Genomic DNA, 24,726 nt, shown 5'->3' on the forward strand with positions numbered 1-24,726 from the left:
GGTAAAATTAGTTTTATCTTCGTTTCAAACGAAAGCTATTTTATCACATTCCAAAGAGGTTGTCACACCTTATTTTGACATTTTTCCGGTAATTTTTGATTGATTGAAATCAGAAATTTTCCAGTCTGTTTTTATAGAAGTTTTTCATACACAGTTTTGATTTTTTCCGCCGTCTGCTGCAGCTTCTGCGCACGGTGTCCGAAAATTCGAACAGCAAGATCGCCGCCGGAGAGCGTCGTTGCGCCGCCGTCGATTTCCGGATCGCCGTCAAGAATTTCCCGGATTTCATTGAGAAGCGTATCCGCGTATTCTGTCCGTGAGAGAAAAAGGTTCGCCATATGCGTGTATCCCTCGTACATACCAATCCCTTCCATCGGCATCTGATCGGGCAGATAGCAGGTGTTGTCGCGGTAGATCAGCTTTTGACCGCGGAAAATCTGTACCTTTGAGGCAAAGCGGCGGTACTGGAACCGCTCTTCGTGCGCATTCCGTCCGCAGGAGATGATTTCCAGCAGAAACAGGCGGGATGTCTCGTCTGCCAGATGAATCGTCATTGTACTCGTAAAAGAAGACTGTGCAAACGGAATGACGGGCTGCGGATAGTAGTAAAGTACCGCGTGCGGATCAACCTGAACGGAAATTGTGCGGGATGCCGATCCCTCGTCCATTTTGTGGATCTTCTCAAACGACTGCGACAGGACCTCGAGATCCGCCCCCTCTTTTACATGGTAAGAAAATTCCTGTGAATCCCCTTCCATAATACCCGCGGAGGCACAGAGAGGCATGATCTGGATTCCGCCGTTCTCTTTTGCAAACGGAGCCATAATCTTGTACGGCGCCGTAAAGGAGAGGTCTTCGAGAATCGTCTTTCCGTTTTTTAACGCCGCGCAGGCCGTGATGCGGGAAATCTTTCCGAATTTGTTTTCCATAAGCATCACATTCCTTCTAAGAGCACATTTTCTTTGATCCAGGAAACAACATCATCCACATGGACGTCGCCGCGGATGTTGGTGAACAGAAATGGACGCTCGCCACGCATTTTTTTCGAATCGTGTTCCATGACTTCCAGGCTTGCACCGACATACGGAGCCAGATCAATCTTGTTGATGACGAGAAGATCGGACCGTGTAATGCCAGGGCCGCCTTTCCGCGGAATCTTATCGCCCTCAGCGACATCGATAACAAAGATCGTGGCGTCCACAAGCTCCGGACTGAACGTAGCGGAGAGGTTGTCACCGCCGCTCTCGATAAAGAGAAGCTCGATGTCCGGGAACCGCTCCATCATCTCGTCGACGGCCTCGAGGTTCATCGAAGCATCCTCGCGGATCGCGGTGTGCGGGCAGCCGCCGGTCTCCACGCCGATGATGCGTTCCACCGGAAGGACGCTGTTCTTCGCGAGAAACTGTGCGTCCTCCTTTGTATAAATATCGTTGGTAATAACGCCAATACTGTAATCGTTTGCCATTTTCCGGGACAGCGCCTCAATCAGTGCCGTTTTTCCGGAGCCGACCGGTCCTGCTACTCCAATTTTTACGTAAGACATAACACATACCTCTTTTCCTGAAAATAATGATTGCGCGAAACAAACACATTACGACATATAAAGACGGGAATACAGTGTTTCATGCTGGATTCCGCGGATATCAAAGCCCGGCGCAGAAAGACAGAGATCCTCCGCACTCCGGTGTTCCAGATCTTTTAAAATCTCGGCAAATTCCGCATAGCATCCGCCGAGAAGCTGCTGTCCGGCGCTCTGGCTTAACGGTATCGTTTTGACGCAGTTTGTCACGATCGCGGAAGTCTGCGCATAGAGATAATGCGACAGCGCATCGGCAAGCGGAATGTTCATGGCAGCGCAGAAAACACCGTAGATACAGCAGTGGTTTATCGCCTGCCCTTTCCTGGCAGTAAGATAACGACGGAAGATCCCGTTTTCCTCTTTTGTCACGGGCAGCTCCAGCTTTTCGATCGTCTTTGCAAAACGGGACCCCATTTTCCGTGCGGCCTCCCTTTGTTCCATCGGAATCCGCGACGCTTCCAGAATTTCTTCAATCGAAAGAAGCTGTTCCAGATCCCCGTCTGCGGCAGCAAGATAGGAGAGTCTTGCGGCGAGAAGCTCCGTGAAGGCAAGATTCCATCGGATTTTGTGGTGGATATATTCCTTTGCCGTCGCCTCATCGTGCACAATTCCACGCTGAATATACGTTTCGAGTCCCTGCGAGTGCGAGTACGCGCCGATCGGAAACAGGGCGTCGTTGATCTGAAGAAGATAAAAATTAAGTTCGGACATAAAAAGTCTCCTGAAAAATCATAAGATATCGAATGAGCCTGCCCGCGAAAAGGGGCCGGCCCATTCTTTTCTGCGTGCGGACAGACCGCATCAGTGATGATGATTGTGGATCGATGCGGAAATCCGCTGGTCGAAGTCGAGCTTTTTCAGTTCTTTTTCGGCCGTAACGCCGTGGAGTTTCTGAAGCATCAGAAGCATCGGCTCATTGTAAATCGTGATAAAAGTATCGTTTTCGCCCCAGAACAGCGGTGCATGGCGGTTGCCGATCTCGTAGCAGACCTTTGCCGCCTGCTTTTCGTGACCCGGAGTAAGGGAAACGCGGATCACCTCGCACGGAGGCGTATTGACGGCGATGATTTTTTCATCGTCTGCATAGAGCACATCACCCTGATACAGACCCCTTGTGAGAATGGAATCGTCCATGCGGATGCCGAGCTCCGTTCCGTGGTCGGTCGTCTTTTTATGAATCTTTTTGAAGGCTTCATGCCATTCGATATCGACGTATTCGATCGTTTTTCCGGAAGTGTCAAATTTCGAAAGTTTTCCTAAAATCTGTTCGCAAACCATTGAAAAAAGTTCCTCCTTACCGAATTACCAGATCTGAAGCAGCATCATGACGCCCGGGATCCACGCGGTGACAACGCCCTCAAATACCTGAGGCACGGCACAAATTTTCCGAGCTTCTTTCCGCAGATATCCTCCACAAAAGAAGTACCCCAGAGAATGGCCCACAGATACCAGATGCCCGCCCAGCGGAGATCCGGCGTGATGCCAAGCGCCGCGCTTCCAATGAAGCCTTCGATCGTTCCGAAGATGACAGCGTTGACGGCAACAAAGGTCGAAAACCACGCAAAAGGGATCGGGCTGGCGTTTAAAAATTTATTGACGGCCACAAAGAGGTAAGTGAAGCAGAACAGCAGTCCCGTTCCGGCAGCGTAATAATTTCCCTGCACGAGATTCACGAAGTTGATGAAAAGGGAAAGTCCGCCGGTAAAGATATTCATTACAGCGGCCGAGCGTCCATCCACATGGTACAGGGTGCACATGCCGTTGTTGATCAGTACAATTCCTACAAATAAAAGACACACTCCAAGCATAATAAAATTCTCCTCGTATGGTTTTACAGAATGCAGAGCCGTTTAGAACAGGCTGTAAAGCTGGGTCAGCGGCAGTTTTTCTGCTGGCTTGGAAGTGATCTCCTCGCCGTCAACAGTGACCTTATATGTCTCCGGATCTACGGTAAGCACCGGCGTGCGGTCGTTCCATACCATATCCTTTTTGCTGATACTGCGGCAGCCGTGTACCGGGACAACCGTTTTTTCCAGTCCGTATGCGTCTTTGATACCGGCATCGAAAGCAGCCTGGGAAACGAAGGTCAGGCATGCCTCCTGTTTTGCTTTTCCGTGAGCGGCAAACATCGGCTGATAGCAGACCGGCTGTGTCGTCGGGATCGAAGCGTTGGCGTCTCCCATTTTCGAAGCGACGATCATACCGCCTTTGATGATCATATCCGGTTTGGAGCCGAAGAAAGCAGGATTCCAGAGCACGAGATCAGCAAATTTTCCCTTTTCGACCGAGCCGACATACTCGGAGATACCGTGGGTGATGGCCGGGTTGATCGTATATTTTGCGATATAACGTTTCACGCGGAAGTTATCGTTTTCATGACCGGCATCCTCCGGCAGAGCGCCGCGCTCATCCTTCATTTTGCTTGCGGTCTGCCACGTACGGGTGATGACCTCACCGACACGGCCCATCGCCTGGGAGTCGGAACTCATCATACTGAAAATACCCATATCGTGCAGAACATCCTCTGCGGCGATCGTCTCCGGGCGGATACGGGAATCCGCGAACGCAACGTCTTCCGGGATGTGCTTGTCGAGGTGGTGGCATACCATCAGCATGTCAAGATGCTCATCAAGTGTGTTGACAGTGTAAGGCATTGTCGGATTCGTGGAGGAAGGCAGAACGTTCGGTGCAGCAGCAGCGCGGATGATGTCCGGTGCGTGGCCGCCGCCGGCTCCCTCGGTGTGGTACGTATGGATGGTTCTTCCGCCGATGGCCGCAAGCGTATCTTCGACGCATCCGCCTTCGTTCAAAGTATCGGTGTGGATGGCAACCTGGACATCGAACTCATCGGCAACGTTGAGGCAGTGGTTAATGACCGCCGGCGTTGCGCCCCAGTCCTCGTGGATTTTCAGGCCCATCGCACCGGCTTTGACCTGCTCAATCAGCGGAGCCTCGTCGGAGCAGTTGCCCTTGCCGAGAAAACCAAGGTTCATCGGATATTCCTCTGCGGCTTTCAGCATCATGCGCAGATTCCACGGTCCCGGGGTACACGTCGTTGCGTTCGTGCCGTCCGCCGGGCCGGTGCCGCCGCCGATCATCGTGGTCACGCCGCTGTAGAGGGAGCAGTCAATCTGCTGCGGGCTGATAAAGTGGATGTGAGTATCGATGCCGCCTGCCGTAACGATCATACCCTCGCCGGCCAGAGCCTCGGTCGATGCGCCGACCGTCATGCCAGGAGTCACGCCGTCCATGACATCCGGGTTTCCGGCTTTTCCGATGCCGGCAATTTTTCCGTCTTTGATTCCGATGTCTGCTTTTACAATGCCTGTAGCATCCACGATCAGAGCGTTTGTGATGACAAGATCAAGGTCTCCGTCTCTGCTGCAGGTCTTGACGGACTGTCCCATACCGTCGCGGATGGATTTGCCGCCGCCGAATTTTACTTCATCGCCGTATGTGGTGTAGTCTTTTTCGACTTCAATCACAAGGCTGGTGTCGGCAAGGCGGACCTTATCGCCGACGGTCGGACCGTACATAGCGGCATATTTACTTCCGGAAATTTTTACACTCATTTTTGCTGTCCCTCCTTACAGAAATCCTTTTAACTTCGCGTTTTCCAGTGATGCGGCTTTCGTGTCAGCGGTAGCCTGTGCGCGGGTCAGGTCATTCAGACCGAAGACACGTTTTCTGCCGCCCATCTCGACGAGCTGCACCTCTTTTTCCTCGCCCGGCTCAAAACGGACCGAAGTTCCGGAAGGAATATCGAGGTGATAACCGTACGCCGTTTCCCGGTCAAAAGAGAGGCACCGGTTGACCTCAAAGAAATGAAAATGGGAGCCGACCTGAACGGGACGGTCGCCCTTATTTGCTACCATGACAGTGACTGTCTTTTTGCCTTCGTTTAATGTGATCTCGCGATCGGAAGCCATGATTTCACCGATTTTCATATGATGTCTCCTCCTTACTGAATAGGATTATGTACAGTGACCAGTTTGGTTCCATCCGGGAACGTCGCCTCGACCTGAACCTCGCCGATCATATCGGCAACGCCGTCCATGACATCGTCGCGGGTCAGAATCTTTGTGCCGAGCTGCATCAGCTCCACAACGGTCTTTCCGTCCCTTGCCAGTTCCAGAAGCTCGGAACTGATGTAGGCGAGTGCTTCCGGGTAATTCAGTTTCAGGCCGCGTGCTCTCCGCTCTTTGGCGAGATTACCGGCCATATGAAGCATCAGTTTTTCCTGTTCCTTGGGATTTAATCTCATGGTGTTCCTCCTTTTTTGCATAGAAAAAGAGCAGACCAGGGAGAAAACATTTCTGTTCAGACTCCTTTGTCTGCTCTTTCATATTTTATATCACGCATTATAACGGGTGTTTTTTATTTGGTCAAGAACTTTTTGCTATTTTTTTGATTGCTTTTTTCATGTACAGCAGAGGAAAAACCATAGAAAGCAAAGAAAAGAGGGGAAAATGCAGAAGAAAACAAAGAAAATTCTCTGAAATAAACAGTATATAACAGTTGACAACAGTAGCAGACTGTTATATACTGTTTATTGTAAAGGAGAAGAGAAACGATATGCATATTATTTTGAATCATTCCTCCATGGTGCCGATCTACGAGCAGCTCATGGAGCAGATCAAATCAGAAATTATCAATACAGCATTAAAAGAAGGAGAGGCGCTCCCATCCGTCCGTTCTCTGGCCGGGGAACTGCGGATCAGTGCGCTGACCGTCAAAAAGGCGTATGACAAGCTGGAAGAGGAAGGATTTGTTACAACGATTCACGGAAAGGGAACGTATGTAACGGCTTCCGACAAACAGCTCGCGCTGGAGGCAAGGCAGAGAGAAGCAGAGGCGGATTTTGAAAAAGCCATCGACCGTGCCCTTGCGATGGGAATGAGCCGGGAGGATATTCTGGAGACAGTAACCCTTCTTCTGGAGGAAAAATAAGGAATGCCGGAGCAGCGGCAGAAAGGAAGAGACAGACATGATAAAAATGCAGAATGTCAGAAAGGTGTATCCGGGATTTGATTTTGAGCTTTCTATGGAGATTCCGGAGGGAAGAATCACCGGACTGATTGGAAAAAACGGAGCCGGAAAAAGCACGGCGATCCGGCTGATGCTCGGCCTTGCAAAAGCAGATGGCGGAATAATCGAACTCTTTGGAAAACCGATCACAGAAATTATGGCAGAGGACCGGCAGAATATCGGCGTTTCGCTGGCAGAATCTGGATTTAACGGACAGTTACCATCGTGGAAGTGGAGAAAATTCTGGCGAAAATGTATCCAAAGTTTGAGGAAAGCTGGTTCACCAGAGAGTGCCAGAAGCTGCATCTTCCGGAAGGAAAACAGTTCAAGGAATTTTCCAATGGAATGAAGGCGAAGCTGCGTGTACTTACCGCCCTGTCACACAAGGCACAGCTTCTGATCCTCGACGAGCCGACCGCAGGACTCGATGTGGAAGCGAGAAATGAGATTCTCGACCTGCTGCGCGAATACGCGGCCGAAGATGAGAGCCGGACGATCCTCATTACGTCCCACATCGCCTCCGATCTCGAGCATCTCTGCGATGACATTTATCTGATTCACGGGGGAAAACAGCTCCTGCACGAGGAGACGGATGTGATTCTCGAGCAATACGGTCTCATCAAGGCAGACGAGGCGCAGTATGCGGCGCTCGACAAAGAATATCTGATCGATACCCAGAAAGAACCGTATGGCTATGCATGCCTTACCAACGACAGAAAATATTACGAAGAAAACGTTCCCGACCTTGTAGTAGAGCGGGCCGGAATTGATGATGTAATTTTGATGATGACAGGAGGAGAAAAAAGATGAGTGGATTATTAGAGAAAGATATCTGTCTGCTGTTAAAAGGCCATCGCAACACGATGATCCTTTTCCTTATGATCTGTGTATTCCTCGGACTTAGCCAGACGGACACCTTTATTCTGGGCTATTTTCCGTTTCTGATGATCGTTCTGCTGATCGGAACGCTTTCCTGCGATGAAGCGGATAACGGACTGCCGTTCCTGTTCACACTCCCGATTGACCGGAAACTGTATATCCGCGAAAAATACCTGTTCTGCGTGGCCGGAACCGTAGTATCGTTTGTCCTCGCCTGGGCGTTATACCTGGTATCCCTGCTGGTGCACGGCGTTTCGAATGTATCTGGTGTTCTCTCGGAAAATGCGGGAATGATACCGGTCTTTCTGGCGGTATTTTTCATCACCATTTCCATCATGATTCCGGTGCAGATCAAATGCGGAGCAGAAAGCGCACGGGTCATGATGGCAGGAATCTGTTTTCTGTTTGCCGGTGTGATTCTGTTTGTGCAGAAAGTCGCAGGAGAAGCGACACTGGATCAAATCACGGAGCTGATTGGCACCATTACGGGCACAATTCCGGGCCAGGCAGGAATTTTTACTGCAGGCATCGTGGTTTTGCTGATTTCGTACCGGATCAGTGTAGGATTTATGGAGAAACAGGAATTTTAGAAAAAACGAAAGACGTCAGATTTCATTTTAAAACGTGAAATCTGGCGTTTTTGCTGTGATAAAATTTGCAGAAACTTGAAAAAAATGGCATTGTATGGTATTCTTTACAGGATGTTGCTTAAAAATTATATAAGAAGAAACAGAGGAAAAAATGAAAAAATTATTTGCACAGATTGTGAAATTCGGTATCGTCGGCTTCATCAGCTTTGGTATTGATTACGTGACCGGACTGATCGTTCTGAACCTTGTTATGGCGCTGACCTCCAGTTCATATTTTGAAATGGCATCGCTTGTCGGTTCTATTGCCGGATTTACTGTGTCCGTCATCGCTAATTACATTTTAAGTTTCAAATTTGTCTTTGAGCGAAAAGAAGACCTGAACAAAAAAGTCGAATTCATTACCTTCGTCGTCCTTTCCCTGATCGGAATGCTGCTGAACAGCTTCCTGATCTGGATTGTAGTAGGACCCATCTACCGGGGGAGCACTGCACTGCAGCAGCACATCGGCTACAACCTGATTTACACCATTGCAAAAGTCTTTGCAACTGCGGTTGTCATGGTGTACAACTTTATTACCAGAAAAATCTTTCTGGAGAAGAAATGATTCTGAAAAAAATCTGAAAAGAAGGCAGCGGAGAAAAACGCTGCCTTCTTTTCAAAGAAAGATAAAAAGGAAAGGCTGGTGAAGAGAGAATGAACCTTCCCATTCAACTACAGGCAGGATTGTACCTGTATCTGATCTGTATTAATATGATCACCATAGCAGTCTATGGCATCGATAAACGAAACGCTGTGCATGGAAAATGGAGAATCCGTGTCTCGACGCTTCTTACCCTGGCCGCAGTCGGCGGTTCGGCAGGAGCACTGCTGGCGATGCACCTGTTCCATCACAAGACAAGAAAAAAGAAGTTTACCATCGGCGTTCCGCTGATGCTGCTGGTGCAGATCGCGCTTTTTTTCTTTCTTGTGAAAGCAGATTTTTCGATCTCAATCTGAGAAAGAAAGGTGATGAAAATGGAAATGAGCCGTCCAGTCCTTCGGCGGCTATGCAGACGCACAGCTTAGCCGCCTGCAAAATGCGTTGGCGCGCGGCACTTTCTTGCAGAGTGAGAAAGAACAGCATATTTATGAAATGCTTTTAGATATGTAAAAACATCTGTCCAATAGGGCAGATGTTTTTACGTGTGCCATTATTGTGACAGATGATATAATATTATGATAAAAAGCGGCGAAAAGGTAAGATACATATAAAATGATCAAAAGGAGAAAGAATGGGAACTGATCATAAAGAAAAACTGATTCGAGTGTTACAGATTTTAGAGGAAACAGATGAAAAAAGTCCGATGAATGCGACACAGATTTTGAAATATCTGGAAGAGGAATATCAAATAGAACAGGTCGATCGCCGTTCTGTTTATCGTGATATTAAAATGCTGCAATTTTGTGGTTATGAAATATATCAGTGTGCGGATAAAAAGATGGGCTGGTATATGAAAAAACATATATTTTCGGACTGGGAAATTAAAATTATGTTGGATGCAGTACAGCAGGCAAGATGCATTTCTGCAAAGGAAGCAAAGGAATTGAAAGAACGACTATTGGATCTTACAAGTAAGAGAAGTCGAAGCAGATTTTGTCATATGATGACACCCAAGGCAGGAAACATGGATTCTGATAGGGAAACAGGATACTACATTGAAACAATGCTGGAAGCTATGTATCTCCATAAAAAAATTGAATTTCAATATACAGAAGTAAATGAGAAGTTGCAAAAGGTGCTTCGAAGAGAAGGAAAAAAATATTCGCTTAATCTTTATGAAATATATTGGTCTGATAATACCTATTATTTAATCGGGGCACATGATCATTATGATAGACTTACAAGTTATAGGCTTGATCGAATTGAAAATCTGGAGATATCACAGAGTGACGCGATTGATGCTGTAGAAAAAATAGGTCCAAATCCCGAACTTATTATTCGGAAATATATTGAAGAAAGTGTAAACCATTTCCTGGGGGAAACCGTAAGAATAGAAGTGGAATATAAATCAGAACCGGCGACAAATGCAATTCTCTATGATTTTGTTGGGAAAAATGTATCGGTCCAAAAACTGGAAAATGGAAATTGCAGAGCCGTTTTTTATAAAATGAACAGTGTAACTTTACTTGGATGGTTCATGAAATATATGGATAAGTTTATGGTTATAGAACCACAAATGCTGCGGGAAAATATAAAGACAAAATTGGAGAATACATTGGAAATAATGAATAATATAAATGGATCACAATAATACAGGACAAAAAAATATGATAAAACAAACTTTATGAAAACCAGGAGGAACTATATTGGAAAAAGATTTAAAAATGGAAGTATTTGCGTCAGTAGATACTGTAAAACCGGTAGAATTTCATGTTTATGAACTTCATGTACAAAAAATAGGAAATACATATTCTATTATCAGAGGGGTAGCCTGGAAATTACGAAACTGGAATCAGGCAGGCGTATTTGAAGATGGAAACAAAATCTATGCGACGGAAAAACTGCAAGAGAAAATCCCAAATGCTGATTTTACAGTCGAATATGAGGGATCACGAGAACTGCCTGTTTTAGAAAACAGAAGAATCTATCAGGAACTTATCAAATACTGGATCACACAAAAACTATCCCAAATTTTAATTTTTGGAAAATACAGAAAATATTCCTGTAAAAGTAATGTGACAAGTAAGTGGATTATGACAAATCAGGGATTTGAGACGTTTTCGTCAGGAACAGAGAAATTAGTCTGGAACGGAAATATAATTTCTGGGTTACTATTATGGATGATGAAAAAGCATATCTGAGAATTGATACCAGCAGTCTTTTTTCATCGAATCAAACTGTAGCTGATTATCTGGAAAAAGGACTAAATCTAATTGGTCAGGAAGTAAAAAATGACTGGGCAAAGAATAATCAGACAGGCATTCTGACAGAAATCTGTGATTTGACCGTAACGGATAAACTGGATTTTGCAGATAGTCTAAAGGCGTATTATATCCAACGAAATGAAGCATACAGGGTAGAGAATATTTCTGATGATACCAGGATGGTTAAGGTGGCACTTCAGACGGGAATAGAATTACCTTATTATCCGCAGGCATTAAAACCAGTATTGACAAGAGAAACGGTAAGCCGTATGGATGCAGCTTTTTCTATGCGGACAGAGTCTTTGGTAAAACGGAATATGAAGACCAGAGTACTTTTAGACCAGGATTTTATACAGGATATTGGAACGATTGAGCCACTTGACGGAATGAAATTTGAAACAGATCCATGTACAGTAGAGAAAATTGGCTATAAGAAAGGTAAAGTTAAAGAACCGCTGTTAGTTTGTGGAAAAGATAAGGCTCTTAAATGCGGCGAAGAATTTAAAGTATTCAACTACGGTTTTTATCGAAAGACGGAAAAAGAAATAAAAATAGGATATTTGTATCCGAGAAATTCCTATGATTTGATGAAGGCAGTTGTAAATGGGATTTATACCTTTGCGAAACTTGGAAAGTATCACGGGGAAAAGGATTTATATACCATGGCGGGACTGCTGGATCTGGATGTAAAGGCAATGGTACGGGAAGAATATGAGTTGGGAGATATTACAGATTATAAAAGAGCTGCCAATAAATTGCAGAAGATAGAAGGAATCAATCTGGTCATTGCACTTGTACCAGATGGGATGGAGGAAGATGGACCGTACAATCCGTTTAAAACTATTTGGGCAAAGGCTAATATCCCGTCACAGATGATCAGTATGAAAACAGCAAAATTGTTCGCTGAGGAAGCAAAAGAAGGGAATAAGGCAAAAAATAATTCAAGATATTATCTTCACAATATAATTCTTGGAATTCTTGGAAAAACAGGCGGGATTCCATGGGTTGTAAAAGATATGCCTGGCAATGTGGATTGTTTTGTAGGTCTTGATGTTGCGACGATAGCAAAAGGAATTCATTATCCTGCCTGCTCGGTTGTATTTGACAAATATGGCCGTCTGCTTGGATTTTATAAACCGGCAGCACCACAGCAGGGAGAAAAAATTACTACCAGGATTCTTCAGGATATTTTTGATCAGGTGATTTTTGCATATGAAGACCGTTTTGGTGAAATGCCGAAGAACATTGTGATTCATCGAGATGGATTCAGCAATGAAGATGATGAATGGTATAAAAATTACTTTGCGGCCAAGGGAATTATGTATAATATTATTGAAGTAAGAAAAAATATCAGCAGTAAACTGATATTCTGGCAGAATGGGCAGATAGAGAATCCACCGATGGGATACTGTGTTTATAACGCAGACAAAGGATATCTTGTGACGACAAATATGAAAAATAAAAAAGGATCACCGAATCCCATTTTGATTGAGAAAAAATGTGGAAATCTTTCTATGGCTGATATTTTGACACAGGTGCTTTATCTTTCGCAGTTACACGTGGGGTCAACACAAAAAATGCGGCTTCCTATTACGACTGGATATGCGGACAAAATTTGTAAGAATAGAGAATTTGTTCCGGAAGGAAAGATGGACGATCGGCTATTCTTTTTGTGAAAAATAAAACATAGATAAAAATGAGACGACAGGGATTCTGGAGTTTTTTTAGAAAAAATGCTATAATAGTCTGCAAAGAGACATCCCATAAGAAACCAAGGAGGATTTTGAAATGAACAGTATTTTTCACAGAATCAGTGTTAGAAAATATGAAGACAAGCCGGTTGAAAAAGAAAAAATTATGCAGATCTTAAAAGCAGGCATGCAGGCTCCAAGCGCGTGCAACCAGCAGCCGTGGGAATTTTATGTGGTAACGGATAAGAAAAAAATTGAGGCGCTTTCTAAAATGACATCGTACACCGGCTGCGCGGCAAAAGCTCCGGTTGTGCTGGTATCGGCATATCGCCTGGAAGGTCTTGTCGCTCCAGCATTTGCGCAGATCGATATGTCGATTGCCCAGGAAAATATCTGGCTGGAAACGGATGCGCTTGGTCTTGGCGGCGTATGGTTCGGCATTGCACCAAATGAAGAAAATATGGAAAAAGTAAGAGTTCTGCTGGGACTGCCGGAAGAAGTTAATGTCTTTGCGCTGTTTGCTCTTGGCTATCCTGCCGAGCACAGAGAGCAGCAGGACCGCTTTAAACCAGAACGGATTCATTTTATCGATGAATAAAACAAAGAAGCCGGCAGACCGCCTGATTTTCCATGTAGATGTCAACAGCGCCTTTTTATCCTGGGAGTCCGCGCGGCGGATGAAAGAGGGGCTGCCGGATCTGCGGGACATTCCCGCCTGCATCGGCGGTGACCCGGCAAAAAGGACGGGTATCGTTGTAGCAAAGTCGATTCCGGCGAAAAAATGCGGTGTCCAGACCGGCGAGCCTGTGGCAATGGCACTGCGGAAATGCCCGAATATGGTTATTGTTCCCAGTGATTTCGATCTTTATGTCAAGTGCTCCCGGGCCTTCAAGAAAATCTGCGCATCCTACACTCCGGTCATGGAGTCTTTCTCGATTGACGAAGTGTTCCTTGATATGACGGGAACCTCTCTTTTGTACCCGGATCCGATCGCGGCAGCACATGAAATTAAAGACCGGATTTCCGACGAGCTGGGATTTACGGTAAATGTCGGCATTTCCACCAATAAACTCCTGGCCAAAATGGCGTCCGATTTCGAAAAACCGAACAAAGTGCATACCCTGTTTCCAGAAGAAATCCCTGCGAAGATGTGGCCTCTTCCGGTACGCGAGCTTTTGTTTCTCGGCAAAGCGTCCGAAAAGAAGCTGACCGAGGCCGGAATCCGCACGATCGGAGATCTGGCACATGCATGGGAAACTGATATTCAGACCCTGATTGGCAATAAAAACGGCCATCAGCTGTACCAGTACGCCCGCGGCATCGACGATTCCCCCGTAAAAGCACAGCCCGATGAGGCGAAAGGCTTCAGCGCAGAGACGACCTTTAACGAGGACATCGTCTCTATCGAACAGGTCGACCCGATTCTTCTCGCCCAGTGTGACATCGTGGCCGCCCGCATGCGTCGGAAAAAGAAAAAATGCACCTCCGTTTCCATAACCTTCCGCACCCTCGATTTCCGAAACCGCTCACACCAGACAAAACTTCCAAATGCGACCGATATCACAGATGAAATCTACCGCTGCGCCAAACAGCTCTTCCGCGAATCCTGGAAAGGAGAGCCCCTCCGCCTGATCGGTGTCTCCGTAACCGGCCTTACCGAAGACGATTTCGAACAGCTCTCCCTCTTCGAAGATCCCGAAAAGAAGGAGAAAAGCCGTAAACTCGATGCCGCCCTCGACGCAATCCGCCAGAAATTCGGCAACGACAAAGTCACCCGCGCAAGCATCCTGAACGGAACACAGGGAATTGCAAGAAAGGCAAAGGCACAGATGAAGAATGATGCGGAAAATTGAAAAAATGGCAGATCAGAAGTCATACAACCTCTGATCTGCCATTTTTTTGCGCACAGAAATGCAGGTGATATCTTATCTTGAAATCAGCGCCTCCGCATGCTTTAACGCATCCGAAATATTCGCACAGAAATTTTCTTCCCCGACAAGCTCCACAAAGCCGGATTTTTTCATCATCTTCATCGGCTGCTCATTCACGTGAGAAAAGACGAGGGTGATCCCTTTCGATTCGCAGAGCTTCGTCAGATTCTGGAGCGCATTCATGGCCGTACTGTCGATTGTCGGTACGCTCCGCATCCGGAGAACGAGACACTTCGTGAAATCCTTTACCACGATGTGCTCAATCGCATCCGCCGCGCCAAAGAAGAGCGGTCCTGTGATCTCGTATACACGGATTTCCAGCGGCAATTTTTGCAGATGCTCATCCACCGCCGGGGAATCATCGTCCACATAGACCCAGCTGTCGGCGTGCGTTTCCTCGCTCATCCGCTTGATGAAAAGCAGGCAGGCCAGAACCATGCCGATCTCGATTGCGACAACGAGATCAAACACAACGGTCAGCACAAACGTAGTAAAAAGAACGATAATATCACTCTTCGGAGCCGTGCGCACGAGATGCACGAAGGTTCTCCACTGGCACATATTGTAGGCGACAAGGAACAGAATCGCGGCAATCGTCGGCATCGGAATCATGCCCGCAAACGGCATCAGCACAACAAGAACGATGACGAGCGTAATGGAATGCACCATACCCGCAACCGGCGTGCGTCCGCCGTTTTTGATATTTGCCGCCGTTCTGGCAATCGCTCCCGTAGCCGGAATACCGCCGAAGAGAGCAGAAGCAATATTTCCGGCACCCTGTGCAATCAGCTCCGTATCCGAACGATGCTTGCTGTTGATCATGCCGTCCGCGACAACACAGGAGAGAAGCGACTCAATCGCAGCAAGCACCGCGATCGTAAACGCATTTGGAATCGCCGACTGAATCAGTTTCATGTCAAAAACCGGCAGATGAAGCGTCGGAAGCGCATTGCTGATTGTGTACAGATTTCCAATCGTAGAAACGTGCAGCGGCAGAAACTGAACCATCAGAATACCGGCAATAACAGCAATCAGCGATCCCGGGATTTTCTTGAAAATAAGCGGAGACACGATCAGAATAGCAAGGCTGACCCCGCCGACAATCAGAGCATCCGGTGAAATCGTGGAAAAATTCTCCGCAAATGCCTTCAGTTTTTCCATCGTTTCAATCGGCTTTACCCCGTCAGGATACGTAATGCCGCAGAAATCCTTTAACTGTCCGATCACGATTGTCACCGCAATACCGGAAGTAAAACCCGTTGTAATCGTATAAGGAATAAACTTGATCAGACTTCCAAAATGACAGAATCCCATGATAATAAGGAAGACACCGGCAAGAATGGTCGCCGTCATCAGCCCCTCGAGGCCGTCCCGCGCGACAATACCGGCAACAATCGTGGCAAACGCGGCCGTCGGACCGGCAATCTGGACACAGCTTCCGCCGAGCGCGGAAATCACAAAGCCCGCCACAATCGCAGTGAAAATACCAGCCTCCGGTCCCACGCCGGAAGCAAGAGCCAGTGCAATAGAAAGAGGAAGTGCAATGATCGCAACGATGATACCGGCAGTCACATCTTTGGCAAACTGCGCGCGGTCATAGGACTTCAGAGAAGTGAGTAGCATTGGTTTGAACGAATTCATTTGAAAACGGCGCGTCGCATTCTCGTTACTTTAGTGATGAGTTAGACGCGCAAGATTTTTGACAAAAGAAGAACAAATGTTTGATATATTCCTATGTATATGGTATAATGTTTTTATGGGAAAAGATATGTTTACAATTAATAAAAATGATCTTTCATATGGTAGAGGATATGTATACTCTCTGCAGTATCATCTGGTCTGGTGTACCAAGTATAGAAAAAAGGTTTTAAGAGATGGAATTGATTTGGAATGCAAAGAAATGCTGGAAGGTCTTGCACAGGAATATAAATTTCAAATTCTGGCTATGGAGGTTATGCCGGACCATGTTCATCTGCTTGTAGACTGCAGACCACAGTTTTATATTTCAGATATGATCAAAATCATGAAGGGGAATCTTGCGCGTCAGATGTTTCTTTCCCATCCAGAATTAAAGAAAGAGCTGTGGGGAGGGCATTTGTGGAATCCGTCTTATTGTGCAGTAACGGTCAGTGACCGAAGCCGTGAACAGGTACTTGCTTACATAGAAGGTCAGAAGGAAAAATCCAGTTAAAACCAGAAAGGGGAAGAACGATGAAAATCATATCCAGTTATGGTGTAGAATTACGAAAACAGAATATTCCGATCCGCCAGACACTGGAGATTTACCGTTCTGCTGTCGGCTATCTGGTCAAAGTGTATGAATCTGTATGGGAAGAACTGGCAAAAATTGAGAACAGTAAGAAACGTTTCAATGCAGCGGAACATCTGGTGCATACAACGAAACGGAATCCGGCCCGGTTTGATTTTGACTTCTGTTTTCCAAAGATGCCATCTTATTTCAGGAGGGCAGCAGTACAGCATGCGCTTGGGAGTGTATCTTCTTATCAGACGCGTCTGGAACACTGGAAAGCAGAGGGGCAGAAAAAGGGAAAGCCGTATCTGGAAAGTAAACAGTATGCGATGCCTGTTTTTTACCACGATGTCATGTACCGTAAAAATACAGAAGAGAAAGATGCGGCGTTTTTAAAACTATACGATGGACGCGGCTGGAAATGGTTTGCTGTGCGGATGAAACATACGGATATGGAATACTTAAGAAAACATTGGTCCGGGGAAAAGGCTTCGGCCCCAATACTGGAGAAAAAGCACCACAAATATTTTCTGCGTTTTACGTATACGGAAGAGGTATCTTTAAACAAAACACCTGTCAAAGAACAGACGATCTGCAGTGTGGATCTCGGAATCAATACGGATGCGGTCTGTACCATCATGCGTCCAGACGGAACTATCCTGGGAAGAAAGTTTATCAATTTTCCCAGTGACAAAGCCCGGATGTACCGTGTGCTGGGACGGATCCGAAGATTTCAGAGGGAGCATGGATCCCGCCAGGTGCAGGGAAGATGGGCATATGCAAAACGTCTGAATACAGAACTTGGTAAAAAGATTGCCAGGGAAATCGTTTTCTATGCATCAGAAAATAGGGCAGATGTGATTGTTTTCGAATATCTGGAGATGAAAGGAAAACTTTCCGGGAAGAAAAAGCAGAAACTGCAGATGTGGAGAAAACGGGATATCCAGAAACGATGCGGACAGCAGGCACATAGAAAAGGAATACGGATTTCCCGAATCTGTGCCTGGAATACGAGCAGGCTTGCCTTTGACGGATCTGGAAAAGTTGACCGTGATATACAGGATCACCGTCTGTGTACCTTTCAGAATGGAAAGAGATATCATTGTGATTTATCTGCATCGTACAATATTGGAGCAAGATATTTTATCCGTGAAATTTTAAAACCCTTACCGGAAACGGAAAGGTCTTTGCTGGAGGCAAAAGTTCCTGCAGTAAAGCGTAGAACCTCATGTGTTTATGCGGATTTGATAGACTTAATTTCAGAAATGGAACTGCGAAAAGCAGCATAAACACAGGCAGATATACCGTGGACTACCTGTTATGTGGAGACCTGCCGTATCCGGCATGGAAGAAGCGCGTATCCGCGCAAGATCTAAGAAACAGGCGTATCCGCCGATATTTTGTCTGCCGCCTAAAGCGGTCTGAAGCACGTGACTTTAGTCATGTGAGGTTCACAAGCTCGCTTTCTGTATTAGATTTGTATTACTGTTAGAACAACTTTCCAAGTATAGCATAAGAGACGGGGAGCAGGAAACCCAAAAAGGAATTGTTTGTCTTTCTATACAATCATGTTATGCATGACATTGCACACAGCTCGCAGAAAGATCCGAATGGAAAATTTTTCTGCCATTTTTTGATTTTTTCAGTGACTTTCCTCTATGATCTATGGTACACTAATCCATGCGCGTTAAAAATGAGAATAGAATATCAAATGGAGGAAATCTCAAAATATGAGCAAAAAGAAAGGCGAAGGCCTGAAATCATTCAACAGGGGATTTAACGTGCCGGATACCTACATTATCATCTTTTTTGTGGTAGTTATCGCGGCCGTCATGACTTTCCTCGTCCCGAAAGGCTATTACGAGACGGAGGATGTCACATACTTGATGAACGGGGTAGAAAAAACCCGTACCGTCATCAAAGACGGAAGTTTCCAGTATCTGACCGATGCTGCCGGAAAACCGGTCACAGAAGGCGTTGCACTGTTCAGCGGCGACGGCGGAACCGGATTTTTCAATTACATGTATAACGGAATTATCAGCAGCTCTGCCATCGAAATTATCGCATTTCTGATGGTAGTCGGCGGTGCTTTCGGCATCATGATCCGCACCGGAGCTGTCGAAGCCGGTCTGATCGGCCTGATCCGTAAAGCAAAAGGCGCTGAAAAACTGCTGATCCCGGTCCTTTTCGTCCTGTTTTCCCTCGGCGGAGCCGTGTTCGGAATGGGAGAAGAGGCCCTTCCGTTCACGATGATCCTCTGCCCGCTGTTCGTTGCTGTCGGATACGACACCGTCATTGCCGTGCTCGTTACGTACGTGGCAACACAGATCGGATTCGGATCTTCCTGGATGAACCCGTTTTCCGTCGGAATCGCACAGGGAATCGCCGGCGTTGACGTCTTCTCCGGCGCAGGTTTCCGTATGGTGATGTGGGTGGTATTCACCGCCCTTGGATGCGGCATGACCATGTTCTATGCAGCAAAAGTCAAAAAGACCCCGGAAATTTCCGTTGCCTACGAAAGTGACCAGTATTTCCGTGATCAGAACGAAAAAACAGGCATCGACGAGGGCCATTCCTTCGGCATCGGCCATATCCTGGTTCTGGTGACACTGGCTGTTACCGTTGTCTGGGTCATCTGGGGCGTTATGGCAAAAGGCTATTACATGGCCGAAATCGCAACCCAGTTCTTCATCATGGGAATCGTGGCCGGTGTGATTGGTGTCATTTTCCATCTGAACGACATGAAAGTGAACGACATTGCCGTTTCCTTCAAAGACGGCGCAAAAGACCTGATCGGCGCAGCACTCGTTGTTGCGATGGCACAGGGCATCATGCAGGTGCTCGGCGGTTCTGATCCGACGACTCCGACCGTCATCAACACCATTATGTACGGCATCTCACAGGCCCTGGCCGGTCTCTCCGGTGCAGCCGCAGCCGTGCTGATGTATGTGTTCCAGTCGGTCTTCAACTTCTTCGTCGTATCCGGCTCCGGCCAGGCGGCGATCACCATGCCGATCATGGCACCGCTCGCGGATCTTCTCGGCGTATCACGCCAGACATCCGTCCTTGCGTTCCAGCTCGGTGATGCCTTCACAAACCTGATCGTTCCGACCTCCGGCTGCCTGATCGGCTCCCTGGCGATTGCAAAGATCGAGTGGTCGAACTGGATCAAATTCATGTGGAAATTCTTAGGGATACTGATGATTGGAGCAGTTATTACGATTCTGATTGCGGTTGCCATTGGATTTTAAGAGGAGTGAGAGAAAATGATATTATTTCAGAACATAGACGTCTATGCGCCGGAATACCTCGGAAGAAAAGACGTTCTTACGGTGTATGATAAAATTGTCAAGATCGCAGATGCCGGCACGATAACGGCAGACGGCCTGCTCTCTGGCGCGGAGACCGTAGACGGAACCGGACTTGTCCTGACACCTGGCTTTGTCGACTGCCATGTTCACGTGCTCGGCGGAGGCGGTGAGGGCGGCTTTGCCAACCGCACCCCGGAGGCAACAATGGAAGGCCTGAACAAATTCGGCGTGACAACCGTTGTCGGCTGCCTCGGAACTGACGGCATTGGCCGTGACATGTGCGCGCTCGTGGCAAAAACAAAAGGTCTCCGGGAGCAGGGCATGTCCGCCTGGTGCTACACCGGCAGCTACCAGGTTCCGGTGCGCACACTGACGGATGGAATTACAAAAGATATCATGATGATCGAAGAAATCATCGGAACCGGCGAAATCGCCATCTCGGACCACCGATCCTCACAGCCGACCTTCGAAGAATTCGCCCGACTGGCAGCAGACACGCGCCTCGGCGGCGTTCTTTCCGGGAAAGCGGGAGTGATCAATGTCCACCTTGGCAACGGTGCAAGATGTATGGAGCTGATCGAACGCGTCATCAGCGAAACCGAAATCCCGGCCAGCCAGTTCCTGCCGACCCATGTCAACCGGAACGAGAAGCTGTTCCAGAAGGCAATTGAATACGCCGTAAAGGGCGGCGCAGTCGATTTCACCGGAAATGAAGAGATTGATTACTGGGAAACCGTCTGCGATGAAGTACGCGTGTGCAAAGGAATCCGCCGCATGCTGGATGCAGGCGTCAACCCGAAACACATCACCATCTCATCCGACGGCCAGGGCAGTCTGCCGATCTTTAATGAGAAGGGAGAATTCCTGCGGATGGGCATGGGCCAGTCGAGCTGTTTGCTGAAAGAAGTAAAAGAATGCGTGGAGAAAGCGGGAATTCCGCTGGAAACCGCAATTTCAACGATTACGGCAAACCCGGCAGAGATCCTGTCACTGAAAGGAAAAGGGAAGATCCGGGAAGGATATGATGCGGATCTTTGCGTACTGGATCAGGGACTGGAGATTCAGGAAGTCGTTGCACGGGGGAAGACGGTGTATCGGAAATAGCATATTGGTAATATTGGGAAAAGGTCACAGCTTTGCGGAGCTGCGGCCTTTTTTGATGGGAATGCCTGCGGAAAGAATGTTTTACAATAGTATTTTGTAAGAAGGTACGATATAATGAACATATATCTTGCGACAGGGAAGGAGAAACTGCAGTGTCGGAAATAAAACTTTTTGAGGTCGGAACGGTTGTGAAAGAGCGCACCTCTTCCACGGTAGTATTGGAGAAACAACTGCAAACAACAATAGAGCAGAACATGGAGACATTTTTCGGCGTTCGTTTTCTGAAAAGTGAATATATGATCACATCCGGAAGAATGGACAGCATCGGAATTGATGAAAATAATAGCCCAGTGATTTTTGAGTATAAGAGAAGCTCGAGCGAGAACGTAATTAATCAGGGATTATTCTATCTGGATTGGCTTCTGGATCACAAAGCGGATTTCAAACTGCTTGTGATTGAAAAATTGGGTATGGAAGTAGCAGACCAGATTGATTGGTCGGTGCCTTGTGTGATTTGTATTGCAAATGATTTTACGAAATACGACGTGCATGCAGTGAATCAGATGCAGAGGAATATCAAGTTGGTGAAATATCGGAAATACGGAGATGATTTGCTACTGTTTGAGCATTTGAATACTCCGGTGGCAAAGCCAGTAACGGAAACATCAACCATTTCAACAACAAGTAGTACATACACACAGAAAACACATTTAGAGAAGCTGGCATCAGCAAGCAGCCATTTCAAAACATTATATACGGCGCTTTGTGACTACATCGAATCGCTGGGAGACGATCTTGTTCCAAACCAATTGAAGCTGTATTTGGCCTATAAGAAAGTGCAGAACATTTTCTGCATTGAAATTTATAACAAACAGATCCTGCTCCGAATGAAACTCGACCCGGACACTGTTGAACTGGAAGAAGGATTCACAAGAGATACCCGCGGGATTGGACATTACGGAACGGGGGAGCTAGAAGTGTCAATCAAGACGGCAGAAGACTTTCAGAAGGCAAAGAAGCTGATTGATCGGGCGTATGAGGAGACGTTGTAAGCTGAGAGTGAGGGCGTATGAAAACATTTATCGAAAAACAAGAAAATGGGAATCGCAAGTCTGTTTTAAAAGAATATTATGCGCGTTATCTTCAGGAGATTCGCGGTTTAAGCGATTCATCGGTGAAACATTATTTTGATGCATTAAACAACATATCACGGAGATTGAAAGATAAGGGATTGGTTCAGCAGGATATATACGAAATAGAAGATCTTGATAGACTTAATATTGTCAGAGAACTCTTATACGCAGACCCTGACTTTATAATACTGAATGAACGCGGAAAGCGTATGTATAGCTCTGGCCTAAACAATTATTGTCGGTTTGCGGAAGGTGAGGGTTTTGGTGAACTGAAACCTAAAATGATGGCATTGGATGTGCCCATTGAACCAGAAACGCCTGTAGTTGTAGAACAGACTATCTGGAAACGATCAGGAATTCTTCGCGCACAGGCAATAGAAATGGCGAATTATACGTGTGAGTTAAATTCTTCTCATGAAACTTTTATGTCAGAAAAAACGCATAAACCATATATGGAAGGACACCATGCCTTGCCAATGAATTTTCAAAAAGATATCTCTGTAAACCTAGATGTTTACGCTAACATTGTTTGTCTGTGCCCAGTGTGCCATAGAAGAATTCATTATGGGTTAAAGGATGACCGAGCTATGATGATTGGGAAAATTTATGATTCCAGAGTTTCAAGGCTTGCTAATTGCGGTATAGAAATGAGCAAAAAGGATTTTATAGATGCTGCAATTGAAATGTGACCAGAAAAAAATAATGTGTAAAGCAAATGCAATAGACGATCCAAATGAACAGAATACTAATTGATAAGGTTTGGGAAGGGAGCTTTATGAAGAAAGAAGAGTATGTGATTCGATATCAAGAGTTGGCTTTTAGAAGAAAATTAATGAATATTGAAATAAGATATCTAAATAAATGTAACAGTAAAGGTGGTGTAAAATCAATAATATGACTGAACAACAGATAAAAGAAGAAATTTTACGGTATATAAAAGATCAAACTTATAATTATGCAGTATTGATTGATGGTGAGTGGGGAAGATCAAACTTATAATTATGCAGTATTGATTGATGGTGAGTGGGGAAGTGGGAAGACATATTTTGTAAAAAAGATAATAGTGCCTCGATTAACGAGCAAGAAAAATTTTCTGGCACAGACCGTGCGGTTAAATATATTTCGCTATATGGGTGCAAAAATATTGGAGATGTTCAGGAAAATATTGCCTGGTCATTTGCAGAGAATGCACGGCAAAAAATAAAAAATAAGGCAAGTTGGGGGAATAGTGCTGACAAAATTTCAGAAAATGCTTTGCTTTCTTCAAGAAAAATAGGAAATGCTATTTTAGAAAAATTCTTACCAAAAAATCTTTTGTATCAGGTTGCATCAGATTGGCTGAATTTAGGAGAGTTTATATTTGTTTTTGATGATCTTGAACGTTGCGAGTGTCCTATCAATGAGCTTTTTGGTTTCCTTAATGAACTGATCGAACACGAAAATACAAAAGTAATAATAATTGCTAATGAAAAAGAAGTGTCCGGGATTGCAGAGGTGCAAAATTTAGAGGGACAATATTATCTATCACTAGATGAGCGAATTGAATGGCCTAAACAAGAAAATTGTGCTTTATGGAGCAATCAGTATCGTAATTCCACAAAACTTAGTTTGATGAAATGGAGAGGAGGCGTAAACTACTTTTTCCGGTACAAGAAGCCAATAGCAGTTATCGAACAATTAGGGAGAAACTTATAGGAGTTAAACTTAAATATGAACCGGATATAGATGTGAGTATTTCGGAAATTATAAAATTATCAAATTGTGACAATTTTACAAAAATGCGATTAGAGAAAAATGTAAAGGTTTTTATTTCTACGATGGAGAATTATAATCACAAAAACCTTAGAACGTTTCAATTTTTTTTGTCAAAAGTAGATTATCTTTTGGAAAAGCTAACAAGTGTTGAAATAGAAGATGAATATCGGGATGCGGTGAGTAGTCATGTTATTTCTGAAACGTTTATTCGGGCAGTTGAATATAAAGTTAACTATCATCCGGCAAGAGATAGTCATATGCGGTTAAGTATTGAACAAGATACAAAATTTCAAAGCATTAAATTGTATATTGAGTGTGGGACATATAATCAAAAAGATTTTCAACAAGATATATGGAAATTACAAGTTGAATTAGCTGCGAAAATTCCAGAGGAGTGTGGGACATATAATCAAAAAGATTTTCAACAAGATATATGGAAATTACAAGTTGAATTAGCTGCGAAAATTCCAGAGGATGATCTTATTATTTAATATATCAACAATATTATTTTCATACCCAAGCGTGGTGTGAAGAACAATTAGAAAAAGTTTTGCAACAATTGGAAAAAAA

Annotated in this window: 28 protein-coding genes and 2 pseudogenes; 21 read left to right on the forward strand and 9 right to left on the reverse strand. The window is 45.6% G+C overall.

Annotated elements, in window-relative coordinates:
* Nucleotides 1–131 precede the first annotated feature (131 nt).
* The 8 genes from DXA55_RS13095 to ureA all read right to left on the reverse strand — a co-directional run bounded on the left by DXA55_RS13095 (nucleotide 132) and on the right by ureA (nucleotide 5,843).
* Nucleotides 132–935 (reverse strand): urease accessory protein UreD, encoded by an 804-nt coding sequence (locus tag DXA55_RS13095; protein ID WP_178735518.1) that lies wholly within the window; start codon nucleotides 933–935, stop codon nucleotides 132–134.
* Nucleotides 935–1,543, reverse strand: coding sequence for an urease accessory protein UreG (gene ureG / locus DXA55_RS13100; protein WP_117814399.1), 609 nt, complete (start codon nucleotides 1,541–1,543; stop codon nucleotides 935–937). The genes DXA55_RS13095 and ureG overlap by 1 nt, the downstream gene beginning before the upstream one ends.
* A 48-nt stretch (nucleotides 1,544–1,591) precedes the next feature.
* Nucleotides 1,592–2,290 (reverse strand): urease accessory protein UreF, encoded by a 699-nt coding sequence (locus tag DXA55_RS13105; protein ID WP_117814400.1) that lies wholly within the window; start codon nucleotides 2,288–2,290, stop codon nucleotides 1,592–1,594.
* 90 nt (nucleotides 2,291–2,380) lie between these two features.
* A complete protein-coding gene (locus tag DXA55_RS13110; protein ID WP_055265458.1) occupies nucleotides 2,381–2,857 on the reverse strand; it encodes an urease accessory protein UreE in 477 nt (158 codons plus the stop codon).
* A gap of 44 nt (nucleotides 2,858–2,901) precedes the next feature.
* Nucleotides 2,902–3,387 carry an AmiS/UreI family transporter gene (locus DXA55_RS13115; RefSeq protein ID WP_242998544.1) on the reverse strand — a complete coding sequence of 162 codons (486 nt, stop codon included), beginning with the start codon at nucleotides 3,385–3,387 and terminating at the stop codon, nucleotides 2,902–2,904.
* A gap of 42 nt (nucleotides 3,388–3,429) precedes the next feature.
* Nucleotides 3,430–5,151 carry an urease subunit beta gene (gene ureB / locus DXA55_RS13120; protein ID WP_117814401.1) on the reverse strand — a complete coding sequence of 574 codons (1,722 nt, stop codon included), beginning with the start codon at nucleotides 5,149–5,151 and terminating at the stop codon, nucleotides 3,430–3,432.
* Nucleotides 5,152–5,166: 15 nt separating this feature from the next.
* Complete coding sequence (gene ureB / locus DXA55_RS13125) at nucleotides 5,167–5,526, reverse strand: urease subunit beta (RefSeq protein ID WP_055221500.1); 360 nt, start codon at nucleotides 5,524–5,526, stop codon at nucleotides 5,167–5,169.
* 14 nt (nucleotides 5,527–5,540) lie between these two features.
* On the reverse strand, nucleotides 5,541–5,843 hold the full coding sequence (gene ureA, locus DXA55_RS13130) for an urease subunit gamma (protein WP_055221498.1): 303 nt from the start codon (nucleotides 5,841–5,843) through the stop codon (nucleotides 5,541–5,543).
* Nucleotides 5,844–6,154: 311 nt separating this feature from the next.
* Here ureA and DXA55_RS13135 point away from each other — a divergent pair, with 311 nt between their 5' ends.
* From DXA55_RS13135 to DXA55_RS13185, 11 genes and pseudogenes are all read left to right on the forward strand, one after another.
* The gene (locus tag DXA55_RS13135) at nucleotides 6,155–6,529 is read left to right on the forward strand and encodes a GntR family transcriptional regulator (protein ID WP_055221496.1); all 375 of its coding nucleotides are present in this window, start codon (nucleotides 6,155–6,157) and stop codon (nucleotides 6,527–6,529) included.
* Nucleotides 6,530–6,566: 37 nt separating this feature from the next.
* Nucleotides 6,567–7,417 (forward strand): annotated as a pseudogene (locus DXA55_RS13140) (ABC transporter ATP-binding protein).
* Nucleotides 7,414–8,076: an ABC-2 transporter permease gene (locus DXA55_RS13145; RefSeq protein WP_055221492.1), complete on the forward strand. Its 663-nt coding sequence runs from the start codon at nucleotides 7,414–7,416 to the stop codon at nucleotides 8,074–8,076. The pseudogene DXA55_RS13140 and the gene DXA55_RS13145 overlap by 4 nt, the downstream one beginning before the upstream one ends.
* A gap of 151 nt (nucleotides 8,077–8,227) precedes the next feature.
* On the forward strand, nucleotides 8,228–8,680 hold the full coding sequence (locus tag DXA55_RS13150) for a GtrA family protein (protein ID WP_117814402.1): 453 nt from the start codon (nucleotides 8,228–8,230) through the stop codon (nucleotides 8,678–8,680).
* A gap of 89 nt (nucleotides 8,681–8,769) precedes the next feature.
* Nucleotides 8,770–9,072 (forward strand): DUF1294 domain-containing protein, encoded by a 303-nt coding sequence (locus tag DXA55_RS13155; protein ID WP_055221488.1) that lies wholly within the window; start codon nucleotides 8,770–8,772, stop codon nucleotides 9,070–9,072.
* 28 nt (nucleotides 9,073–9,100) lie between these two features.
* Nucleotides 9,101–9,205, forward strand: a pseudogene (locus tag DXA55_RS19360) (nucleotidyltransferase); the annotation flags it as partial.
* Nucleotides 9,206–9,347: 142 nt separating this feature from the next.
* Nucleotides 9,348–10,367 (forward strand): helix-turn-helix transcriptional regulator, encoded by a 1,020-nt coding sequence (locus tag DXA55_RS13165; protein WP_117814403.1) that lies wholly within the window; start codon nucleotides 9,348–9,350, stop codon nucleotides 10,365–10,367.
* Between the two features lie 55 nt (nucleotides 10,368–10,422).
* Nucleotides 10,423–10,917 (forward strand): hypothetical protein, encoded by a 495-nt coding sequence (locus tag DXA55_RS13170; RefSeq protein ID WP_117814404.1) that lies wholly within the window; start codon nucleotides 10,423–10,425, stop codon nucleotides 10,915–10,917.
* Entirely contained in the window at nucleotides 10,893–12,656 is a 1,764-nt protein-coding gene (locus DXA55_RS13175; RefSeq protein ID WP_117814405.1) for a Piwi domain-containing protein, read from the forward strand. Before DXA55_RS13170 ends, DXA55_RS13175 begins: the two co-directional genes overlap by 25 nt.
* 112 nt (nucleotides 12,657–12,768) lie before the next feature.
* Nucleotides 12,769–13,269, forward strand: a complete 501-nt coding sequence (locus DXA55_RS13180) for a nitroreductase family protein (RefSeq protein ID WP_117814406.1) — start codon at nucleotides 12,769–12,771, stop codon at nucleotides 13,267–13,269.
* Nucleotides 13,262–14,524, forward strand: a complete 1,263-nt coding sequence (locus tag DXA55_RS13185) for a DNA polymerase Y family protein (RefSeq protein WP_117814407.1) — start codon at nucleotides 13,262–13,264, stop codon at nucleotides 14,522–14,524. The genes DXA55_RS13180 and DXA55_RS13185 overlap by 8 nt, the downstream gene beginning before the upstream one ends.
* Nucleotides 14,525–14,596: 72 nt before the next feature.
* Here DXA55_RS13185 and DXA55_RS13190 read toward each other — a convergent pair whose 3' ends face one another.
* The gene (locus DXA55_RS13190; protein ID WP_117814408.1) at nucleotides 14,597–16,243 is read right to left on the reverse strand and encodes a SulP family inorganic anion transporter; all 1,647 of its coding nucleotides are present in this window, start codon (nucleotides 16,241–16,243) and stop codon (nucleotides 14,597–14,599) included.
* Between the two features lie 115 nt (nucleotides 16,244–16,358).
* Between DXA55_RS13190 and tnpA the strand changes: the two genes are divergently transcribed.
* From tnpA to DXA55_RS13235, 10 genes are all read left to right on the forward strand, one after another.
* Nucleotides 16,359–16,793, forward strand: coding sequence for an IS200/IS605 family transposase (tnpA, locus tag DXA55_RS13195; RefSeq protein WP_117814409.1), 435 nt, complete (start codon nucleotides 16,359–16,361; stop codon nucleotides 16,791–16,793).
* A gap of 20 nt (nucleotides 16,794–16,813) precedes the next feature.
* Complete coding sequence (locus tag DXA55_RS13200) at nucleotides 16,814–18,142, forward strand: IS200/IS605 family element transposase accessory protein TnpB (RefSeq protein ID WP_117814410.1); 1,329 nt, start codon at nucleotides 16,814–16,816, stop codon at nucleotides 18,140–18,142.
* 441 nt (nucleotides 18,143–18,583) lie between these two features.
* Complete coding sequence (yfcC, locus tag DXA55_RS13205) at nucleotides 18,584–20,104, forward strand: putative basic amino acid antiporter YfcC (protein WP_022462924.1); 1,521 nt, start codon at nucleotides 18,584–18,586, stop codon at nucleotides 20,102–20,104.
* A gap of 15 nt (nucleotides 20,105–20,119) precedes the next feature.
* Nucleotides 20,120–21,268, forward strand: a complete 1,149-nt coding sequence (gene iadA / locus DXA55_RS13210) for a beta-aspartyl-peptidase (protein WP_117814411.1) — start codon at nucleotides 20,120–20,122, stop codon at nucleotides 21,266–21,268.
* Between the two features lie 152 nt (nucleotides 21,269–21,420).
* Nucleotides 21,421–22,320, forward strand: coding sequence for an endonuclease NucS domain-containing protein (locus DXA55_RS13215; protein WP_117814412.1), 900 nt, complete (start codon nucleotides 21,421–21,423; stop codon nucleotides 22,318–22,320).
* Between the two features lie 17 nt (nucleotides 22,321–22,337).
* Nucleotides 22,338–23,090, forward strand: a complete 753-nt coding sequence (locus DXA55_RS13220; protein WP_117814413.1) for an HNH endonuclease — start codon at nucleotides 22,338–22,340, stop codon at nucleotides 23,088–23,090.
* Between the two features lie 86 nt (nucleotides 23,091–23,176).
* Nucleotides 23,177–23,299, forward strand: a complete 123-nt coding sequence (locus DXA55_RS18130; RefSeq protein ID WP_278309024.1) for a hypothetical protein — start codon at nucleotides 23,177–23,179, stop codon at nucleotides 23,297–23,299.
* A 72-nt stretch (nucleotides 23,300–23,371) separates the two neighbouring features.
* Nucleotides 23,372–23,605 (forward strand): P-loop NTPase fold protein, encoded by a 234-nt coding sequence (locus DXA55_RS19625; RefSeq protein WP_117814414.1) that lies wholly within the window; start codon nucleotides 23,372–23,374, stop codon nucleotides 23,603–23,605.
* A gap of 110 nt (nucleotides 23,606–23,715) precedes the next feature.
* On the forward strand, nucleotides 23,716–24,096 hold the full coding sequence (locus DXA55_RS19630) for a P-loop NTPase fold protein (RefSeq protein ID WP_117814415.1): 381 nt from the start codon (nucleotides 23,716–23,718) through the stop codon (nucleotides 24,094–24,096).
* A 167-nt stretch (nucleotides 24,097–24,263) separates the two neighbouring features.
* Nucleotides 24,264–24,647, forward strand: coding sequence for a hypothetical protein (locus tag DXA55_RS13235; protein WP_147342025.1), 384 nt, complete (start codon nucleotides 24,264–24,266; stop codon nucleotides 24,645–24,647).
* Nucleotides 24,648–24,726: the final 79 nt, after the last annotated feature.

Origin of the sequence: Blautia sp. OF03-13 (genome assembly GCF_003460685.1) — a bacterium.
GTDB lineage: Bacteria > Bacillota > Clostridia > Lachnospirales > Lachnospiraceae > Fusicatenibacter > Fusicatenibacter saccharivorans.

Excerpts from the sequence above, each read along its gene's own strand:
- DXA55_RS13095 (WP_178735518.1), bottom strand. The coding sequence starts at position 935 with ATGCTTATGGAAAACAAATTCGGAAAGATTTCCCGCATCACGGCCTGC.
- ureG (WP_117814399.1), bottom strand. The coding sequence starts at position 1,543 with ATGTCTTACGTAAAAATTGGAGTAGCAGGACCGGTCGGCTCCGGAAAA.
- DXA55_RS13105 (WP_117814400.1), bottom strand. The coding sequence starts at position 2,290 with ATGTCCGAACTTAATTTTTATCTTCTTCAGATCAACGACGCCCTGTTT.
- DXA55_RS13110 (WP_055265458.1), bottom strand. The coding sequence starts at position 2,857 with ATGGTTTGCGAACAGATTTTAGGAAAACTTTCGAAATTTGACACTTCC.
- DXA55_RS13115 (WP_242998544.1), bottom strand. The coding sequence starts at position 3,387 with ATGCTTGGAGTGTGTCTTTTATTTGTAGGAATTGTACTGATCAACAAC.
- ureB (WP_117814401.1), bottom strand. The coding sequence starts at position 5,151 with ATGAGTGTAAAAATTTCCGGAAGTAAATATGCCGCTATGTACGGTCCG.
- ureB (WP_055221500.1), bottom strand. The coding sequence starts at position 5,526 with ATGAAAATCGGTGAAATCATGGCTTCCGATCGCGAGATCACATTAAAC.
- ureA (WP_055221498.1), bottom strand. The coding sequence starts at position 5,843 with ATGAGATTAAATCCCAAGGAACAGGAAAAACTGATGCTTCATATGGCC.
- DXA55_RS13135 (WP_055221496.1), top strand. The coding sequence starts at position 6,155 with ATGCATATTATTTTGAATCATTCCTCCATGGTGCCGATCTACGAGCAG.
- DXA55_RS13145 (WP_055221492.1), top strand. The coding sequence starts at position 7,414 with ATGAGTGGATTATTAGAGAAAGATATCTGTCTGCTGTTAAAAGGCCAT.
- DXA55_RS13150 (WP_117814402.1), top strand. The coding sequence starts at position 8,228 with ATGAAAAAATTATTTGCACAGATTGTGAAATTCGGTATCGTCGGCTTC.
- DXA55_RS13155 (WP_055221488.1), top strand. The coding sequence starts at position 8,770 with ATGAACCTTCCCATTCAACTACAGGCAGGATTGTACCTGTATCTGATC.
- DXA55_RS13165 (WP_117814403.1), top strand. The coding sequence starts at position 9,348 with ATGGGAACTGATCATAAAGAAAAACTGATTCGAGTGTTACAGATTTTA.
- DXA55_RS13175 (WP_117814405.1), top strand. The coding sequence starts at position 10,893 with ATGGATGATGAAAAAGCATATCTGAGAATTGATACCAGCAGTCTTTTT.
- DXA55_RS13180 (WP_117814406.1), top strand. The coding sequence starts at position 12,769 with ATGAACAGTATTTTTCACAGAATCAGTGTTAGAAAATATGAAGACAAG.
- DXA55_RS13185 (WP_117814407.1), top strand. The coding sequence starts at position 13,262 with ATGAATAAAACAAAGAAGCCGGCAGACCGCCTGATTTTCCATGTAGAT.
- DXA55_RS13190 (WP_117814408.1), bottom strand. The coding sequence starts at position 16,243 with ATGAATTCGTTCAAACCAATGCTACTCACTTCTCTGAAGTCCTATGAC.
- tnpA (WP_117814409.1), top strand. The coding sequence starts at position 16,359 with ATGGGAAAAGATATGTTTACAATTAATAAAAATGATCTTTCATATGGT.
- DXA55_RS13200 (WP_117814410.1), top strand. The coding sequence starts at position 16,814 with ATGAAAATCATATCCAGTTATGGTGTAGAATTACGAAAACAGAATATT.
- yfcC (WP_022462924.1), top strand. The coding sequence starts at position 18,584 with ATGAGCAAAAAGAAAGGCGAAGGCCTGAAATCATTCAACAGGGGATTT.
- iadA (WP_117814411.1), top strand. The coding sequence starts at position 20,120 with ATGATATTATTTCAGAACATAGACGTCTATGCGCCGGAATACCTCGGA.
- DXA55_RS13220 (WP_117814413.1), top strand. The coding sequence starts at position 22,338 with ATGAAAACATTTATCGAAAAACAAGAAAATGGGAATCGCAAGTCTGTT.
- DXA55_RS18130 (WP_278309024.1), top strand. The coding sequence starts at position 23,177 with ATGAAGAAAGAAGAGTATGTGATTCGATATCAAGAGTTGGCTTTTAGA.
- DXA55_RS19625 (WP_117814414.1), top strand. The coding sequence starts at position 23,372 with ATGGTGAGTGGGGAAGATCAAACTTATAATTATGCAGTATTGATTGAT.